Source organism: Nocardia sp. NPDC050713 (genome assembly GCF_040654315.1).
GTDB lineage: Bacteria > Actinomycetota > Actinomycetes > Mycobacteriales > Mycobacteriaceae > Nocardia.
This window is the reverse complement of record NZ_JBFAHS010000002.1, coordinates 573663-589310: the sequence shown is the minus strand read 5'-3', so window position 1 is coordinate 589310 and position 15648 is coordinate 573663. Positions and strand designations below refer to the sequence as shown.

At 70.0% G+C, this 15648-nt stretch carries 18 protein-coding genes; 8 read left to right on the top strand and 10 right to left on the bottom strand.

The window, feature by feature from the left end:
• The first annotated feature begins 25 nt into the window (after positions 1–25).
• A complete protein-coding gene (locus AB0H49_RS06135; protein WP_357247738.1) occupies positions 26–892 on the top strand; it encodes an LLM class flavin-dependent oxidoreductase in 867 nt (288 codons plus the stop codon).
• A 24-nt stretch (positions 893–916) separates the two neighbouring features.
• On the opposite strand, the gene AB0H49_RS06130 is transcribed toward AB0H49_RS06135, so the two are convergent.
• The 4 genes from AB0H49_RS06130 to AB0H49_RS06115 all read right to left on the bottom strand — a co-directional run bounded on the left by AB0H49_RS06130 (position 917) and on the right by AB0H49_RS06115 (position 4160).
• Positions 917–1726 carry an SCO1664 family protein gene (locus AB0H49_RS06130; RefSeq protein WP_355001358.1) on the bottom strand — a complete coding sequence of 270 codons (810 nt, stop codon included), beginning with the start codon at positions 1724–1726 and terminating at the stop codon, positions 917–919.
• 1 nt (position 1727) lies between these two features.
• Positions 1728–2312, bottom strand: a complete 585-nt coding sequence (locus AB0H49_RS06125; RefSeq protein WP_355001359.1) for a DUF3090 domain-containing protein — start codon at positions 2310–2312, stop codon at positions 1728–1730.
• A gap of 89 nt (positions 2313–2401) precedes the next feature.
• Positions 2402–3142, bottom strand: coding sequence for a histidine phosphatase family protein (locus AB0H49_RS06120; protein WP_355001360.1), 741 nt, complete (start codon positions 3140–3142; stop codon positions 2402–2404).
• An 85-nt stretch (positions 3143–3227) separates the two neighbouring features.
• Positions 3228–4160 carry an undecaprenyl-diphosphate phosphatase gene (locus tag AB0H49_RS06115; RefSeq protein WP_355001706.1) on the bottom strand — a complete coding sequence of 311 codons (933 nt, stop codon included), beginning with the start codon at positions 4158–4160 and terminating at the stop codon, positions 3228–3230.
• A 231-nt stretch (positions 4161–4391) separates the two neighbouring features.
• Between AB0H49_RS06115 and AB0H49_RS06110 the strand changes: the two genes are divergently transcribed.
• The 4 genes from AB0H49_RS06110 (at position 4392) to AB0H49_RS06095 (ending at position 8858) form a co-directional block, all read left to right on the top strand.
• Positions 4392–5357, top strand: coding sequence for an aldo/keto reductase (locus AB0H49_RS06110; RefSeq protein WP_355001361.1), 966 nt, complete (start codon positions 4392–4394; stop codon positions 5355–5357).
• A gap of 22 nt (positions 5358–5379) precedes the next feature.
• Complete coding sequence (locus AB0H49_RS06105; RefSeq protein ID WP_357247731.1) at positions 5380–6420, top strand: ABC transporter substrate-binding protein; 1041 nt, start codon at positions 5380–5382, stop codon at positions 6418–6420.
• Between the two features lie 73 nt (positions 6421–6493).
• Positions 6494–7720 carry an iron ABC transporter permease gene (locus AB0H49_RS06100; protein WP_357247728.1) on the top strand — a complete coding sequence of 409 codons (1227 nt, stop codon included), beginning with the start codon at positions 6494–6496 and terminating at the stop codon, positions 7718–7720.
• Positions 7721–8003: 283 nt separating this feature from the next.
• Positions 8004–8858, top strand: a complete 855-nt coding sequence (locus tag AB0H49_RS06095; protein ID WP_355001707.1) for a heme ABC transporter ATP-binding protein — start codon at positions 8004–8006, stop codon at positions 8856–8858.
• A gap of 81 nt (positions 8859–8939) precedes the next feature.
• On the opposite strand, the gene AB0H49_RS06090 is transcribed toward AB0H49_RS06095, so the two are convergent.
• The 4 genes from AB0H49_RS06090 to AB0H49_RS06075 are packed head-to-tail and all read right to left on the bottom strand — an operon-like array spanning position 8940 to position 12322.
• Complete coding sequence (locus AB0H49_RS06090; protein WP_357247724.1) at positions 8940–9308, bottom strand: YrdB family protein; 369 nt, start codon at positions 9306–9308, stop codon at positions 8940–8942.
• A gap of 5 nt (positions 9309–9313) precedes the next feature.
• Positions 9314–11407 carry an MMPL family transporter gene (locus AB0H49_RS06085; RefSeq protein WP_357247721.1) on the bottom strand — a complete coding sequence of 698 codons (2094 nt, stop codon included), beginning with the start codon at positions 11405–11407 and terminating at the stop codon, positions 9314–9316.
• A 15-nt stretch (positions 11408–11422) separates the two neighbouring features.
• A complete protein-coding gene (locus AB0H49_RS06080) occupies positions 11423–11959 on the bottom strand; it encodes a hypothetical protein (protein ID WP_357247718.1) in 537 nt (178 codons plus the stop codon).
• Positions 11960–11965: 6 nt separating this feature from the next.
• The gene (locus tag AB0H49_RS06075; protein WP_357247714.1) at positions 11966–12322 is read right to left on the bottom strand and encodes a hypothetical protein; all 357 of its coding nucleotides are present in this window, start codon (positions 12320–12322) and stop codon (positions 11966–11968) included.
• 151 nt (positions 12323–12473) lie between these two features.
• On the opposite strand from AB0H49_RS06075, the gene AB0H49_RS06070 reads away from it, so the two are divergent.
• Genes AB0H49_RS06070 through AB0H49_RS06060 form a run of 3 tightly spaced genes read left to right on the top strand, consistent with a single transcriptional unit; the run spans position 12474 to position 14829 of the window.
• Complete coding sequence (locus AB0H49_RS06070; protein WP_357247984.1) at positions 12474–13499, top strand: hypothetical protein; 1026 nt, start codon at positions 12474–12476, stop codon at positions 13497–13499.
• Positions 13499–13747, top strand: a complete 249-nt coding sequence (locus AB0H49_RS06065; RefSeq protein ID WP_067783446.1) for a DUF5703 family protein — start codon at positions 13499–13501, stop codon at positions 13745–13747. The genes AB0H49_RS06070 and AB0H49_RS06065 overlap by 1 nt, the downstream gene beginning before the upstream one ends.
• Positions 13748–13752: 5 nt before the next feature.
• The gene (locus tag AB0H49_RS06060) at positions 13753–14829 is read left to right on the top strand and encodes a quinone-dependent dihydroorotate dehydrogenase (RefSeq protein ID WP_357247710.1); all 1077 of its coding nucleotides are present in this window, start codon (positions 13753–13755) and stop codon (positions 14827–14829) included.
• A 25-nt stretch (positions 14830–14854) separates the two neighbouring features.
• Here AB0H49_RS06060 and AB0H49_RS06055 read toward each other — a convergent pair whose 3' ends face one another.
• On the bottom strand, positions 14855–15250 hold the full coding sequence (locus tag AB0H49_RS06055) for a hypothetical protein (RefSeq protein WP_357247707.1): 396 nt from the start codon (positions 15248–15250) through the stop codon (positions 14855–14857).
• Positions 15251–15265: 15 nt separating this feature from the next.
• On the bottom strand, positions 15266–15388 hold the full coding sequence (locus AB0H49_RS06050) for a hypothetical protein (protein WP_355001371.1): 123 nt from the start codon (positions 15386–15388) through the stop codon (positions 15266–15268).
• Positions 15389–15648 lie beyond the last annotated feature (260 nt).

Here is a 15648-nt window from a genome sequence, read left to right as displayed (position 1 = left end):
GGTGCCGACCGCTACGGTGGCCGGGGTGACGGTACTCGGCGCTATCGCACTTCCCCAGCTCCCGCCCGAACGGCTGCCCGAGATCGCCGTGGTCGCCGAACAGAGCGGCTTGGCCGAATTGTGGCTGTGGGAGGACTGTTTCTGGGCCGCGGGTAGCGCGTGCGCGGCCACCGTGCTCGCCCACACCGAACGACTGCGCGTCGGGATCGGGGTGCTGCCGGTGCCGCTGCGCAACGTGGCGCTCACCGCGATGGAGATCGCGGCGCTGCTGCGAATGCACCCCGGTCGGTTGATCCCCGGCATCGGGCACGGCGTGCAGGACTGGATGGGGCAGGTCGGCGCCCGCGTCGGCTCCCCGCTGACCCTGCTGCGCGAACAGCTCACCGCGCTGCGCGCCCTGCTGCACGGGCAAACGGTCGACGCCGCGGGCGCCTACGTCCGCCTGGATCGAGTCGCGCTGGACTGGCCGCCGCGCACGCCCCCGCCGCTCGCCGCGGGCGCGAGCGGACCGCGAACGCTGCGGCTGTCCGGCGAACTGGCCGACGCCACCGTCCTCACCAGCGCCACCACGCCGGAGGGCATCCGCGCCGCCCGCGAACTCATCGACGAAGGACGTGCGAAAGCCGGACGCACCGACCCGCACCGCGTGATCGTCTACCTCCTCGCCGCCACCGGACCCGACGCGGCCGAACGCCTCGCCGCCACCCGTCGACGCACCGGTCTGCCCGACAGCGTCGGAGTCGTCGGCGACGCTCAGGCCATCGCCGACGCAGTCCACCGATGGTCCGCGGCAGGCGCCGACACCGTCGTCCTAGAACCCACCCCCGACGAGCCGGACCCGCTCGCCTTCATCCGTTTCGCGGGCGAACGGGTGCGCCCGCTGCTCGAGTGAACGCCGCCGCGCCGGAAGCCGACCTCAGAACGCTGGCCATGGAATCGGCCGCGACGTCCGCGGCACCGGCATCACCGGCTGATCCAGCAACTCCTTCGTCCGGCCCGCGAGCGCGTCGATCTCCGCGTCGGTGATGTGCGCGGCGAGCGCGTCGGCGAGTTCGCCGGGCAGGGCGGCCGCGAAGGCGGTGATGTCGGCGACCAGGTCGTCGCCGATCGGCCGACCGGCCCAACCCCACAGCACCGTGCGCAACTTGTGCTCACTGTGCAGGCAGATGCCGTGGTCGACGCCGTACACCTGACCGTCGACGCCTTCCAACGCGTGTCCGCCCTTGCGGTCGGCGTTGTTGAGCAGCACGTCGAGCACCGCCATGCGCCGCAGACGCGGGTCGTCGGCGTGAATGAGGGACACCTCGTTGCCCTCCCCGTCCAGCGCGCGCAACACCTCGCAGAAACCAGCGGGCACCGCGCCCGGCGGGCACAGGTCGACCAGATCGAGGCGATTGCCGCGCTCGGTGTGGTTGTCGACCGCGTCCACCCAGCGCTGCACCATGCCGGGACCGTACGGACCCTCACGCAGGATCGTCTCCGGGATCACGCCCCAGCCGAGAGCGTCGGAGATCAGATACGACGCCACCTCGCGCCCGGCGAGGGTGCCATCCGGGAAATCCCACAGCGGCCGCTCCCCGCGCACCGGCTTGTACACCACGCGCAGCGGATGACCATCGACATCCGAGTCGACCACATCGCAGACCAGCGTCACGTTGCTCGCGGTGCGTATCCGCCCGATCACATTCAGCTCACCGCTGGCGAACCTTTCGTCGACCCGCGCCACATCACTCCTCTAGCTCGGCCGCGCCGAAGATGTCCCCGCGCTTGTAGCCGTTGGTTCGCACACACATGTGCCCGCGCGAGGAGAGCGGCTCCCCGCACAGCGGGCACGGCGGGCGGCCCGCCGCGATCACCCGCGCCGAACGCAGCGCGAACTCGCGGGCCTGGATCGGTGTCAGGAACACCCGGACGGCGTCGGGGCCCTCCTCGGTGTCGTCGAGCACCACCGACTCGTCCACCTCGGTCTCGGTGATGGCGAGCAACTCCACCACGACGGCGCCCGCGTCGGCGTCCCAGCCCAGACCCATGGTGCCGACCCGGAATTCGGCGTCGATCGGCGTCACGAGCGGATCGGTGTCGGCCACGTCGTCGGCCTGCGGCGGCACCTGGGCGCCGAAACGGCGCGCCACCTCGTCCAGCAACAGTCCCATACGGTCGGCGAGCACCTTCACCTGCTGCTTCTCCAGCAGCACGCTCACCACGCGCGGCTGCTGCACCGCTTGCAGGTAGAAGGCGCGATCGCCCGGCTCACCGACGGTCCCGGCGACGAAACGATCGGGGGTGCGAAATACATGGATTGCTCGTGCCATCTGCACCTCCTGATGCGTGACCCTGATCGACTACCCGCGGCGCCCGGACTCCCGCAACACCGTCTACTCGTTTACAAGGAATCTCAAAGCTACGCATTCCCATTATCCGCACTAGCAGTACCGCCTAGCTCGCCGCCGGGAACCGGTCCGGACGTATCGGGGCGATCGTTGTCCGCGTCGCTGTCTCGCGGTCGCGGTCTGATCGCCTCCAACGCGCTCAGGTCCGAACCGGTGTCGTTGAGCCGCCACACGTAGGGGGCGTGCGGGGTGTAGCGGACGACGCTGATCGACGCTGGTTCCACCACGATCCGCTGGAAGCCGTCCAGGTGGATGCCCAGCGCGTCGGCGAGCACGGACTTGATCACGTCACCGTGCGTGCACGCCACCCACAGCACATCCTGGCCGTGCCGCTCGGCGAAGACGCGATCGTGCTCGCGGATCGCGGCGACCGCGCGGTGCTGCACCTGGGCGAGTCCTTCGCCGCCGGGGAACACCGCGCCGGAGGCATGCCGCTGCACGACCTTCCACAGCGGTTCGGTGAGCAGTTCGGCGATCGGCCTGCCGGTCCACTCGCCGTAGTCGACCTCGATGAGCTGGTCGTCGTACTCCGGTTCCAGCCCGAGCTTGTCGGCGAGCGGGCCGACCGTGCGCTGGCAGCGCAGCAGCGGTGAGTGCACGATGTGCTGGATCGGCAGCCCGCCCAGTCGTTCGGCGACCGCGCGGGCCTGATCGGCGCCGTGTTCGGTGAGGTCGACTCCGGCGCTGCGGCCGGCGAGAGTGCGGGCGGTGTTCGAGGTCGACACGCCGTGCCGCAGCAGGATCACCGTCATGCGGCCAGCCTAGTGGGCACAGCCGGACGGAGTCCGCCCGAAAACCCGCGCGTGGCCGCAGCGAAGGCGGCTGTACGCCCGCGGATCATGTCGCCGACACCACCCCGCCCGCGAGCAGACCCATGATCACCAGGCCGAGCACGATGCGGTAGCCGACGAACCAGTTGAACGAGTGCTTCGACACGAACTTCAGCAGCCACGCCACCGAGGCGTAACCGACGACGAACGACAAGAGCGTGGCGACCAGCAGCTGCGGGCCCGAGGCGTTGAGTCCCTCACCCGCGGGGGCGAACGCGTCGGGCAGGCTGAACAGGCCGGACGCGGTCACGGCGGGAATGGCGAGCAGGAAGGAGAAGCGCACGGCGGCCTCGCGCTCGAGCCCGAGGAACAGGCCCGCCGAGGAGGTGGCGCCGGAGCGAGACACACCGGGGATCAGCGCCAAGCACTGGGCGAAACCCATCACCAGTCCGTCACGGGTGGTGAGCTGTTCGATCGGTCGCCGCTTGGCGCCGTAGTACTCGGCGGCGGCGATCACCAGTGCGAAGGCGATCAGCATGAACGACACCAGCCAGAGGTTGCGCGCGCCGGTGCGGATCTCGTCTTTCAGCACGTAGCCGATGACGCCGATCGGGATGGTGGCGATGATCACATACCAGCCGATGCGGTAGTCGAGTTCGCGCTGCCGATCCTCGGCCAGACCATAGGGAACGCCGTCGCCGGTGATGACCGGGAGCTTCGTGGTGACCTGGTCGGTGATCGGCACCGTCTCCCTGGACCTGGCGCTGACCTTCTCGGCCATGGTGGTGAACCAGGCGACGACGATGCGCCAGATGTCCTTGGCGAAATACACCAGCACGGCCGCTTCGGTGCCCAGCTGGGTGACCGCGGTGAACGAGGCGCCCGCGTCCTCGCCGAAGAACACCGAGGAAACGATGCGCAAGTGCGCCGAGGAGGAAACCGGCAGGAATTCCGTCAGACCCTGCACCAGTCCGAGTACCAGCGCCTGTATCCAGGTCATCGACTCGCCCACGCAACCTCCTCTTCCGTTGCCCGAAACCGCCGTTCCGACTGGGCAATTGGTCCAGCGACGACACCGTTCGCCGGAAAAGCGGCGCCGCAATACCGCAGCGACAGTACATGTCGCCCGGTGAAGCGGTGATTCCGGCCGCTGCCCGGCGCCGCGCGGCGGCCACCGCGAGCGGCCCCCAGCATTTACGCTTGGCGCCGTGATGAAAGCGCGGATCCGGTGATGGAACAGCGGACGGTCGGACGCAGCGGCCTACGGGTGTCCCGGATAGGACTGGCGACCCACACCTGGGGCCTGCAGACGGACGCCGACGACGCGGCGGGGCAGCTGGTGGCCTTCGCCGAAGCGGGCGGCACCCTGGTCGACACCTCCCCCGCGTACGCGGGCGGCGCGGCGCAGCGGATCCTGGCCGATCTACTCGGCGACCTGGTCTCGCGCGACGAGCTGGTGCTGAGCGGCTGCGCGGGCGTGCTGCCGCGCACCGAACCGGCCCAGACCACCGTGCCGGGTCCGGCGCCGCGCACCGAGATCGACGCGTCGCGGCGCGGACTGCTGCGCCAGCTCGACCGCACCCTGCTCGAACTGGGCACCGATTACCTCGACATCTGGCATGTCGCCGCCTGGGATCCCGGCACCCCGCTCGACGAGATCGCGGCCACCCTCGACCACGCGGTGCGCTCCGGCAAGGTCCGCTACGCGGGCGTGCGCGGGTTCAATCCGTGGCAGCTGGCCAGTCTGGCCGCCATCGCGCCGATCTCCGTCGCGCACACGCCCTATTCGCTGCTCGCGCGCCGTGCCGAAAACGAATTCGTCCCCGCCGCGCAGCATCACGGCGTCGGCGTGATCGCGTCCGCGCCGCTGGCAGGCGGCATCCTGACCGGCAAATACCGCGACGGCGTTCCCGCGGACTCGCGCGGCGCGGACGAAGCGACCGCCGCCGAGATCCGCCACCGCCTCGACGAACGCGCGACCCGGGTGGTCGACGCGCTGGTCACCGCCGCCGACGGGCTCGGCACCTCGCCGCTCGCGGTCGCGCTGGCCTGGATCCGGGACCGGCCGGGCATCGCCAGCATGATCGTCGGCGCCCGCGACATCGGACAGCTCACCGGCGTGATGGCCGCCGAGACCCTCGAATTGCCACGCGCGATCGCGGCCGCACTGGACGACGTCAGCGCGCGCACGGAATGACGCGGACATTAGGCTTGCCTTCATGAGGCTCGTCGACCGTGCTCGTCCCGGAGTGGTTCGCTCCCTCCTCGCCGCCCTCGCTTTGACACTGATCGCCGGAACCGCGGCATGCGGCAACGACAGCGAAGCGACCGGTTCCGGACAGCGCGGGCCGAGCACCGCCACGGTGGGCAATCTGGATCCGGTGCCGATCGGTCCCGCCCCCACACCGGTGCTGCCGGTGACGGTGCGCTCCTTCGACGGCACGGAGGTGACGGTCACCTCGGCCGACCGCATCATCGCCGCCGACCGCTACGGCACCCTCGCCCAGACCGTCTGGGCGCTCGGCCTCGGACCCAACCTCATCGGGCGCAGCACCTCGGCGGCGTTTCCCGCGGTGCTGGACCTGCCGAACGTGACCGGCGGCAGCGGCTCGCTGAACGTGGAATCCATTCTGGCGCTGCGGCCCACCGTGTTTCTCACCGACACCACCAGCGCCGCGCCCGCGGTGCGCGAGCAGCTGCGGGCGGCCGGGGTGACCGTCGTCTACTTCGATCCGCAGCGAACCATGGACGGTGTGGCGCCGCAGATCGAGGCCGTCGCCGCCGCACTCGGCGTCCCCGAGCGCGGTCGGGAGCTCGCCGAGCGCACCCGCGACGAGATCGCCGCCGCCTCCGCCGCGGTCCCCGCCAAGGACAAGCCGTTGCGCATCGCGTTCCTGTACCTGCGCAGCACCGCCATCACCATGATGGCCGGGCCGGGTTCCGGTGCCGACTCGCTGATCACCGCCATCGGCGGCGAGGACGCGGGCACCGTCGCCCAACTCACCGAACCGTTCACCGCCATCACCAGCGAAGCGATGATCGGCGCCGCGCCCGACGTCCTGCTCGTCATGACCGACGGGCTGAACTCAGTCGGCGGAGTGGACGGCCTGCTGAAGGTGCCCGGCGTCGCGCAGACACCGGCCGGGAAGAACAAGCGCGTGGTCGACATGTCCGACGCGGTGCTGCTCAGCTTCGGACCGAATACTGGGCGCGTGGTCGCGGCGCTCAACGAGGCCGTCTACGGCTCCGCGCCCACATGAGCGAACGCAGTGAGCGAATCGTGTGCCAGCGCGCATCGCGCATGCCGGGGCCGAGCGTCAGCGAGGCGCAGGCATGAGCGACCCGGCTCGCACGTCTTCCGGAACTTCGGCCAACGGGGTCGGCCCCGCGCAGGAGAACGGCGCGGGCGGGCTCGACGGAGGTCCACAGCGGCCGGAGATCACGACCGGCGCGAGCTCGGCACCGGTCGAACCACCCGCGAACACCGCCGACGCTCATGGCACACCGATCCCTACGGGCACGCGCTCGATCTCCCGGATCACCGTCGCCTTCGCGGTCGCGATCGCGGCGCTGGTGGTGCTGGCACTCGCCTCGGCCGCCATCGGACAGGTGCCGACCTCGCCCGCCGAAGTCGCGGGCAGTGTCTTGCACCGGATCAGTCTGGATTGGGGCCCGTTGCCCGCCCATCCGTCCGGTGACGTGACGCTGTGGGAGGTGCGTTTCCCGCGCGTCGTGCTGGCCATGCTGGTCGGGGCCGCGCTGGCGACAGCGGGTGCGTTGTTGCAGGGCGTGTTCGCCAATCCGCTGGCCGAGCCAGGCGTCATCGGCGTCTCGGCGGGCGCCGCGGTCGGCGCGGGCACCGTGATCGTGGTGGGCGGGGCGTTCGTCGCCGCGTGGTCGGTGGCCGCCGCGGCGTTCGTCGCCGGGTTGTTGACCACGCTGCTGGTGTATCTGCTCGCGCGATCCAACGGCCGCACCGAAGTGGTGACCCTGGTGCTCACCGGCGTCGCCATCAACGCCTTCGCCGGTGGTCTGATCGCATTCCTGCTGTTCGTCGCCTCACCCGCGGCCCGCGATCAGATCGTGTTCTGGCAGCTGGGCAGTCTCAACGGCGCGAACTGGGACTCGGTGGCGGTCGTCGCGCCGCTCGCCGCGCTCGGTGTGTTCGCGGCGATCGTGGTGGCGCCGCGCCTGGATCTGCTCGCGCTCGGTGAGTCCGCGGCTCGCCACCTCGGCGTCGACGTGGAACGGCTGCGGCGCAATGTGATCGTCATCGTGGCGGTGCTCGCCACCGCGGGCGTCGCGTTCACCGGGATCATCCTGTTCGTCGGCCTGATCGTCCCGCACCTGGTACGCATGATCGTCGGCCCCGGCCATCGCGTGCTGATTCCGCTCAGCGCCATCGTCGGCGCGGTGGTGCTGCTCGCCGCCGACGTCGCCGCCCGATCCCTCGTCGACAACGCCGACCTGCCCCTCGGCATGCTCACCTCCCTCATCGGCGGGCCGTTCTTCTTCTGGCTGCTTCGCCGCACCCGTGCCCGCGCGGGAGGCTGGGGATGAGCGCGGCCCGCACGCACCGGTGTCTCGATCATGCAGTCGATGCAATGCCGCACACCTCGCCAATCCAGTGGGGTCGTCGACCGCGTCCAGCAGTCGTTGCCCAGGAGCGACGGGTCGTCGCCCGGCACGCCGAATCATCTCGCGTGTCGCTCGGTCACACCGCGCGTACGCCCGGTGACGCGCTCGACCCGATGACGGAGGCCGCCGGTCAGTGGGGTGCTGCCGCACGCGGACGCACAAGAAACTCGCAGTACCAAGGCCGGGCGGTGACCACGTGAGCGGAATGCGGCAAGGGCTTGGCGCGATGCTCGGACGGACGCACGAGGAGCCGGTGCGGCCCGAGCGCGGCGCGGTGACCTTGCGGGCGCGCGGGCTGAGCGTGGACCGGCGAGGCGGAGCGAGCGGGCACGCGCGCCGAGTGCTCGAAGCCGTCGATTTCGAGGTCGCCGCTGGCGAGGTCGTCGCGCTGGTGGGACCGAACGGTGCCGGAAAGTCCACGCTGCTGGCCGCGTTGGCCGGTGAACTCACACCGAGCGAGGGCAGCGTCGAACTGGACGGTCGCGCCCTCGACCACTGGACTCCGCTGGACATGGCGCGCAGACGTGCTGTACTGCCGCAGAGCCACACCGTGGGCTTCCCGTTCACCGCGCGCGAGGTCGTCGCCATGGGGCGCGCGCCATGGGTGCGCACCGCACGCGGCGAACGCGACGACGAATTCATCGCCGCCGCGATGACATCGGCCGACGTCGGTCATCTGGCCGCGCGCTCGTTCCCGACGCTGTCCGGTGGCGAACGCGCGCGCGTCGCGCTGGCCCGCGTGCTGGCCCAGGACACCGCCACCTTGCTGCTCGACGAACCCACCGCCGCACTGGATCTCGGCCACCAGGAAGCGGTCCTGCGTTTGGCGGCCGAGCGGGCGACGGCGGGCGCGGCGGTCGTCGTCGTCCTGCACGACCTCGGCATCGCCGCCGCCTACGCCGACCGCGTCGCCGTGTTGGAGTCCGGCCGCATCGCCGCGGACGGCCCGCCGCGCGAGGTTCTCACCACCGAATTGCTGAGCCGCGTCTACCAGCATCCGGTGGAAGTCCTCGACCATCCGGTCACGGGCGCCCAACTGGTCCTGCCGGTCCGTCGCTGACCGCTCGCTCTCGCCGGCCTCCGTCAGACGACGGCCGATGCTGGCGCGCGGCCACGAAGTTGTGCGGGGTGTCGTCCGCCCCTACTCCCCGACCCGCACCTGCAATCCATCCTGCGTGACGAGCCTGACGGTCGCGTTCACACCCCACAGCACGAAGAACCCGATCCCGAGCACCGGCGTCACCGCGACGGCCCAGGCCACCGCTCCCCCGCCGAACCAGATCACCTCCAGCGCCACCCGCCACCACCCGGTGAGCGGGAACCGGGCGTTGGCCGCCGCGCCGAACAACGCCCACATGAGCACGAACAGCGCGGGTGCGAGCACACCGGCGGTCAACCGGGGCACCAGTCCGCCGGACAGCGTGAAACCCCAGAACGCCGCGCCCGCGATCACGCCCAGTTCCAGCAGGAACATCAGGAACAGATTCGCCCCGATCAACCCCCGTCGCATGCCCCTCATCTCCAGATCAGTTTCAGTACCGCGGGTGTGAGCAGCATCCGGATGACGGTCGCGTCGATGATCAACGCCGCGATCATGCCGTAGGCGATGTATTTCATCAGCACCAGATCGGAGAAGCCGAACGCGCCGGTCACCACGATGAGAATCGCGGCGGCCGAGGTGATCACACCGCCGGTGTGGGCGATGCCGTAGCGGATGGCCTCCGGTGCGTCGGCTCCTGCCTCGCGCGCCTCGGCGACCCTGGACAGCAAGAAGACCTCGTAGTCGGTCGACAACCCGAACACCACCGTCACGATCAACGCCAGCACCGCGAACATCAACGGCCCCGGCGTGAACTGGAAGACCTCCGACCCGTGTCCTTCCACGAAGATCCAGGTGAGGATGCCCAGCGTCGAGACAAGGCTCAGCCCGCTCATCGCGACGGCCTTGAGCGCGAGCACCATCGAACGAAACGCCAGGTAGATGACCAGGAGCGCGGTGCAGATCAGGATCGCCAACAGCGTGGGCAAACCCTCGAGCAATCCGTTGATGCTGTCGCGTTCCAACGCGGGCACCCCGGCCACCATCACCTCGACACCCGGCGGTTCGGGTATGGCGCGCAGCGCGGCGATCACGGCGTCGGCCTCGCGTTTGTCGGTCAGCCCCGCGTTGAGGACGTTGACGCCGTCCTTGGTCGGCGCGGCCGGTTCGAAGCGCCCGGTCAGCCCGGGCACCTGGTTGGCTTCGTGGCGAATGTCGCCGAGCTGCTGCGAATTCGCCCCGACCACCACGAGTTTCAACGGTTCGGTGCGGAAGCTGGGAAACAGCCGGTCGAAGTCTTCTTGGGCGACGCGGGCCGGATTGTCCTCGGCCAGATAGCGTTCGCTGATCCCGCCGAACTCGATGTTGCGCAGCGGGATGCTCAGCGCCAGCAGTGCGAGCACGATCGGCGCCGCCACCGCCCACGGCCGCCGCATGGCGAACAGCGCGAGCCGGGAGAAGAATCCGGCGTCGATCTGGGCTTCGGTCTTGGTGCGGGAGAAGCGTTTCCAGCCGAGGAAGTCGATGCGCCGACCGACGATGCTCAACGCGGCGGGCAGCGCCGTCACCGAGAGCAGCGCGGCGAGCAGCACCGAGCTGATGCCGCCGTAGGGCACCGAGCGCAGCACGCCGTTGGGGAAGATGAACAGCGCGGCGAGGCTGATCGCGATGATCGCCGCCGAGAACAGCACCGTGCGTCCCGCGGTGGCCACGGTGCGAGCGGTCGCCTCCTCCACGCTGCGCCCGGTGGCGAGTTCCTCGCGGAAGCGGGTGACGGTGAACAGACCGTAGTCGATGGCCAGGCCGAGGCTGACCAGCGTCATCACCGCGTTGGCGAAGACGTTGACCTCGATGTGGTCGGTGAGCACGCGCAACATGCCCTGCGTGCCCATGATCGTCATCCCGCCGATGATCACCGGCAGCACCGCGCCGATCACGCCGCCGAAGACGAAATACAGCATGATCGCCACGATCGGCAGCGCGATCAGCTCCGCGCGCTGGATGTCGTTCTGCATCCCGGTGTTGATGCCCTCGACGATCGGCTGCAACCCGGCCAGTTGCACCGTGGTTCCGCCCGGTCCGCCGCCCGCGTCGCCCGCGCCGAGCGAGTCCTTGATCGCGAGATAGTTCTCGACGGTGGCGGTGCCCTCGCCGCGCAGCCCGACGCTGGCGAAGGCGTGTTTCTTCGTCGGGTCGCTGGCGCTGGCCGTGAACGGGCTGTCCCAATAGCTGTCGATCTTCAGTATCCGGTCCGGATAGCGTTCGAGCAGGCCGCGCAGCTGGGCGGTGACCGCGGCGCGCACCTCCGGTGAGTCGACGGTGCTGCCCTCGGGGACGGTGTAGACCAGGATCAGGTCGCTGTCGGTGTCACGGCCGAAGGTCGCGTCGGCGAGTTCGGAAGCGGCCACCGATTCGCTGCTCTCGTCGAACCACCCCTCCTGGCTGAGCCGGTCGATCAGGTCGCGGCCGTACCAGCCCGACAGCAGGACGGCCAGCGCGAACCCCGCGAGCACGAGATAGCGGTAGCGGTGGACGAACCGGCCCCACCCCAGGAAACCCGAATGCAGCATCGATGGGCCGAGCCGCTACCCGCACGCCGGGGTGCGGTAGTCGGCCGAGCGCAGGATGCCGCACAGGTCGGTGCGCGAGATCTTCCAGCGCCCGTCGAGATAGACGAAGTGCACCACCGTGGTGCGCACGGCGGTGCCGGTGCCATCCTTGTCCAGGCGCATGGTGGCGGTCAGGGTGCCGTCGCGGTTGTCGAAGACGGGATCGGTGACGCCGTAGATGGCGCGCGGGTTGTCCTGCAGCGCCCGGTACATGTCCGGGATCGCGTCGCGGAAGGCGTCGCCGTCCTCGATCAGCGCGGTGCGCTCGGTGTCGGGCAGCGCAGGGTCGAGTGCCCGCTTGATCTGAGCGTCGAGTTCGGCGGCGGTCGGTATCGGCCGGTTGGCGATCGCGCTGGAGGTGGCGGCGGAGGAGGAGGACAGTTCGGCGATGGCCTTGGAGCGGGCCGCCTCGACCGAGGCCTCGTCCGGGCCCGAATCGCACGCGGCGACCGCGACGAAAGCGACACCGGCGGCCAAGGTCAGCGCGATACGGGAGATTCGTGTGGAGTGCATCACTACCTACATACCATCGATGACGGAACTGATCCGTCCCAGCAGAGCGCGCACGGTCGTGACGTCCCGATCGGCGGCCGCCTCGACCAGGGCGGCGTCGGGGATCATGTCGCGCACAAGCGCGACCACACTGCGTTCGTCGTCCAGATCGACGTCGGTGACTCGTACTTCGGCGACCGCGACCACATCTTCCGGGCCGGGCACGTCGTTGCCCAGATCGGCGCGGTAGATCTCGAGCGTCAGGATCGAGCGCACCGTGCGGAACGCGTACGGCCTGCCGTCGGCGGTGGTGCCGAACCCGTGAGCAAACGGACCAACGGTTATGTCATCGATGGCAAATCCCGATGCATGGTCGGCTTTCAACCGGATCTCCCTGAGTCGGACACTGTTTGATTACACCGTAACCCCCATCACGGGTAATTCGGTGCTGCCGCCACCCCGGTCGGCGGTGGTGTTGCGCCATCATGGTCAGATGGTGACGTCGCGTTGATTCGTCGGTAGGAGGAGTTCGGTGGTGCGCCCTCGCGGCTCGGTCCCCTCAGCGCTGGTGGGCGTGGCGGTGCTCGCGCTGCTGGCCGGCTGCTCCTCCGACAAGGGCGAACGCGACGTCCCGACCCGCGAACCCGCCACCGCGGCCGTCGCTCCCGCGCCGCAAGCCGCACCCGCGGGTGACGTGATCGGCATGAACGCCCCGATTCGGGCCATGCTCGCCGACCCAGGCACCGGTCAGCTCGCGGCGCTCGACAAGAGCAGCGACGACACCGCCGTGCTCTTCCTGATCGATCCGGCGACCGCGGGCCGACGGACCGTCACCCTGCCCGCGCACGGAACCAGCCTGTCCGCGGGCAAACCGGGCGAGGTCCTGGTCACCGCGACCGGCTGGATCTTCCGCGTCGACGTCGCCACCGGCGCGGTCACCGAGACACCCGTCGAGGGCGACCCGCGCTCGGTCCGGCAGCGCGAAGACGGCACGCTCGTCGTCGGCACCGCCGACGGCGCCGTGCGCACCCTCGGCCCCGGCGGCGAAGTTCTCGACACTGTCTCCGGCCTGGTCTCGGCCGACGTCGTCGCCCTCACCGCCGATCGCGTCGCGGTGCTCGACCGCCGCCAGACCTCCGTCACCGAGATCGACCCCGCCGAGGACCACCTCGGGCTCGCGCTGCGCGCGGGCGACGGCGCGACCAACATGATCTCCGACCACTTCGGCAGGGTGATCGTCACCGACACCGCGGGCGAGGAACTGCTCGTCTACACCACCGGACCACTCGTCCTGCGTCAGCGGTTCCCGGTAGGATCGTCGCCTTACGCGCTCGCCTATGATCGACGGTCCGACACCGTGTGGGTGACGTGCACCCAGAGCAACGAAGTCGTCGGCTTCGATCTGTCGACGGGTATACCGAAGGAAGTGGGACGCTATCCGACCGTCCGGCAGCCCGAATCGGTGACCGTGGACGAGCGCACCGGTGACCTTTTCGTCGGATCCGCCACCGGTGACGGTGTCCAGCGGATCCGCGCGGACCAGCTGAAGAGAGGGCAGTGATGGCGCCGAAAAGCTCCCGCGCAGCATTACCGGCGAACTGGGAGACCAGCAGCGACGACTACGAATACGTCCCGCTGCGCTTACCGAAAGACGTGACCAGGGTGACCGCCTCGATGCGCCTGGCGATTCAGGCCGAATTCGGCGGATGGGAGCTCTCGCGCGTGCGCGCCTACACCGACGGCAGCCGCAAGGTGCTGCTGCGTCGTCGCAAGACCTCGCTACTACCCCAGCCCGAGCCGGGGATGTGAACCGGATGTACGCACTGCTGCTTCGCCTGATGTTCTTCGTTCCGCCGGAACGCATCCATCACCTGGCCTTCGCCGCCATGCGCGTCGCCGCCCGGTTCGCCCCGACCAGGCTGCTGCTGAAGCGGCTCGCCGTCGTCGAGGATCCGATCCTGCGCAACACCGTCTTCGGCGTTCAGTTCCGCGCGCCGCTCGGCTTGGCCGCCGGTTTCGACAAGAACGCCGAGGGCGCCGACATCTGGGGCCCGTTCGGCTGGGGCTTCGCCGAGATCGGCACCGTCACCGCGCAGGCCCAGCCGGGCAACCCCGCGCCGCGGCTGTTCCGGCTGCCCGCCGATCGCGCACTGATCAACCGGATGGGCTTCAACAACCACGGCGCCGCCCGCGCCGCCGACCAGCTGCGCGCCAAGGCCGCCACCGTCCCGATCGGCGCCAACATCGGCAAGACCAAGATCGTCGACCCGGCCGACGCCGCCGCCGACTACGCGACGAGCGCGGCCCTGCTCGGCCCGCTGGCCGACTTCGTCGTCGTCAACGTCAGCTCCCCCAACACCCCCGGCCTGCGCGACCTGCAGGCCGTCGAATCGCTGCGCCCGCTGCTGCGGGCCGTGCTGGACACCGTGCGCGTTCCGGTCCTGGTGAAAATCGCCCCCGACCTGTCCGACGACGACATCGACGCCGTCGCCGACCTCGCGCTCGAACTCGGTCTCGCGGGCATCGTCGCCACCAACACCACGATCCGCCGCGACGGGCTGCGCACCGACGCCGCCGCGGTCGCGGCCATGGGAGCGGGCGGCCTGTCCGGCGCCCCTGTCGCCGAACGCTCGCTCGAAGTGCTGCGCCGCCTGTATCGGCGGGTCGGCGATCGTTTGGTGCTGATCTCCGTCGGCGGCATCGAAACCCCCGATCAGGCCTTCCAGCGCATCCTCGCCGGCGCCAGCCTGCTGCAGGGTTACACCGGTTTCATCTACGGCGGCCCGTTCTGGACCCGCAGGATCCACCGCGGCCTCGCCGCGCGCCTGCGCGAGAACGGCTACACCTCGATCGCCGAGGCCGTCGGCGCGGAGAACGTCGCGCGAACCTGAATCCCGCCGCGTCCCTGCGGCGCGGTCATCCGTACACGCGGGGCGGTCCGCTCGTGCGCTGCGATACGCACCGCCCGCGCGGACCGCTCGGCGGATCGCATGCGCCGACCGGGCCCGGCGCGGACTCGTCCGGCCGATCTCGCAGCCGGGCCACGATCCGCTTGTGCAGCAGAATGATCGCGTGGTCGAGCAGGATGCCGAGCCGGTCGGCGCGCTCGGCGGCATGGGCGTGCGCGATGCGGTCGTGCACCATGTCCGGGTCGCTGAGCAATTCGTCCAGCTCCATGCCCGCGAACGCCTGCTCGCGGGAGAGAACGCGACCCGGCAACCAGCTCAGCCGCCAGGCGTCGGCGCCGTCGCGGTAGGCCGATTCGGGCGTCAGGTCGCTGATCATGGTCCACTCGGTGGTTTGAATGGTCATGGCTGCCTCCGGTGACTACAGCCCGAGCAGAATCTGCTCCAGGGAAATTCCGAGTTGTCCGGCGTAGTGCACCGCCCGCGAGTGAGCGATCCGATCGTGCCGGTAGGTCTGGGTGCTGACGATCTCGGCGAGATCCATCCCCGCCAGTGCCTGTTCGCGGGTGAGCAGGCGGTCGGGCAGCCTCGGCCGCCAGACGTGGTCCGATGATCGGCGACGCGTCGCGCCGATTCGTTGGTGCGATCGCTGGTCGTCGACCGATCGGTGGTGTAGGCGGCTGCGAATGCCTCGTGTCGGACATCCGGAGGTCGAAGGGGGTCACCGAAGAGTTTCATCACCAAGGCCCTCCCGAGTCCGCTGGTGGGGACGACCAATCGCCCAAAATCAGTGTGGCATTTGCC

Excerpts from the sequence above, each read along its gene's own strand:
- AB0H49_RS06055 (WP_357247707.1), bottom strand. The coding sequence starts at position 15,250 with ATGACCATTCAAACCACCGAGTGGACCATGATCAGCGACCTGACGCCC.
- AB0H49_RS06120 (WP_355001360.1), bottom strand. The coding sequence starts at position 3,142 with ATGACGGTGATCCTGCTGCGGCACGGCGTGTCGACCTCGAACACCGCC.
- AB0H49_RS06110 (WP_355001361.1), top strand. The coding sequence starts at position 4,392 with ATGGAACAGCGGACGGTCGGACGCAGCGGCCTACGGGTGTCCCGGATA.
- AB0H49_RS06125 (WP_355001359.1), bottom strand. The coding sequence starts at position 2,312 with ATGGCACGAGCAATCCATGTATTTCGCACCCCCGATCGTTTCGTCGCC.
- AB0H49_RS06100 (WP_357247728.1), top strand. The coding sequence starts at position 6,494 with ATGAGCGACCCGGCTCGCACGTCTTCCGGAACTTCGGCCAACGGGGTC.
- AB0H49_RS06105 (WP_357247731.1), top strand. The coding sequence starts at position 5,380 with ATGAGGCTCGTCGACCGTGCTCGTCCCGGAGTGGTTCGCTCCCTCCTC.
- AB0H49_RS06065 (WP_067783446.1), top strand. The coding sequence starts at position 13,499 with ATGGCGCCGAAAAGCTCCCGCGCAGCATTACCGGCGAACTGGGAGACC.
- AB0H49_RS06115 (WP_355001706.1), bottom strand. The coding sequence starts at position 4,160 with ATGACCTGGATACAGGCGCTGGTACTCGGACTGGTGCAGGGTCTGACG.
- AB0H49_RS06060 (WP_357247710.1), top strand. The coding sequence starts at position 13,753 with ATGTACGCACTGCTGCTTCGCCTGATGTTCTTCGTTCCGCCGGAACGC.
- AB0H49_RS06095 (WP_355001707.1), top strand. The coding sequence starts at position 8,004 with ATGCGGCAAGGGCTTGGCGCGATGCTCGGACGGACGCACGAGGAGCCG.
- AB0H49_RS06080 (WP_357247718.1), bottom strand. The coding sequence starts at position 11,959 with ATGCACTCCACACGAATCTCCCGTATCGCGCTGACCTTGGCCGCCGGT.
- AB0H49_RS06090 (WP_357247724.1), bottom strand. The coding sequence starts at position 9,308 with ATGCGACGGGGGTTGATCGGGGCGAATCTGTTCCTGATGTTCCTGCTG.
- AB0H49_RS06050 (WP_355001371.1), bottom strand. The coding sequence starts at position 15,388 with ATGGATCTCGCCGAGATCGTCAGCACCCAGACCTACCGGCACGATCGG.
- AB0H49_RS06085 (WP_357247721.1), bottom strand. The coding sequence starts at position 11,407 with ATGCTGCATTCGGGTTTCCTGGGGTGGGGCCGGTTCGTCCACCGCTAC.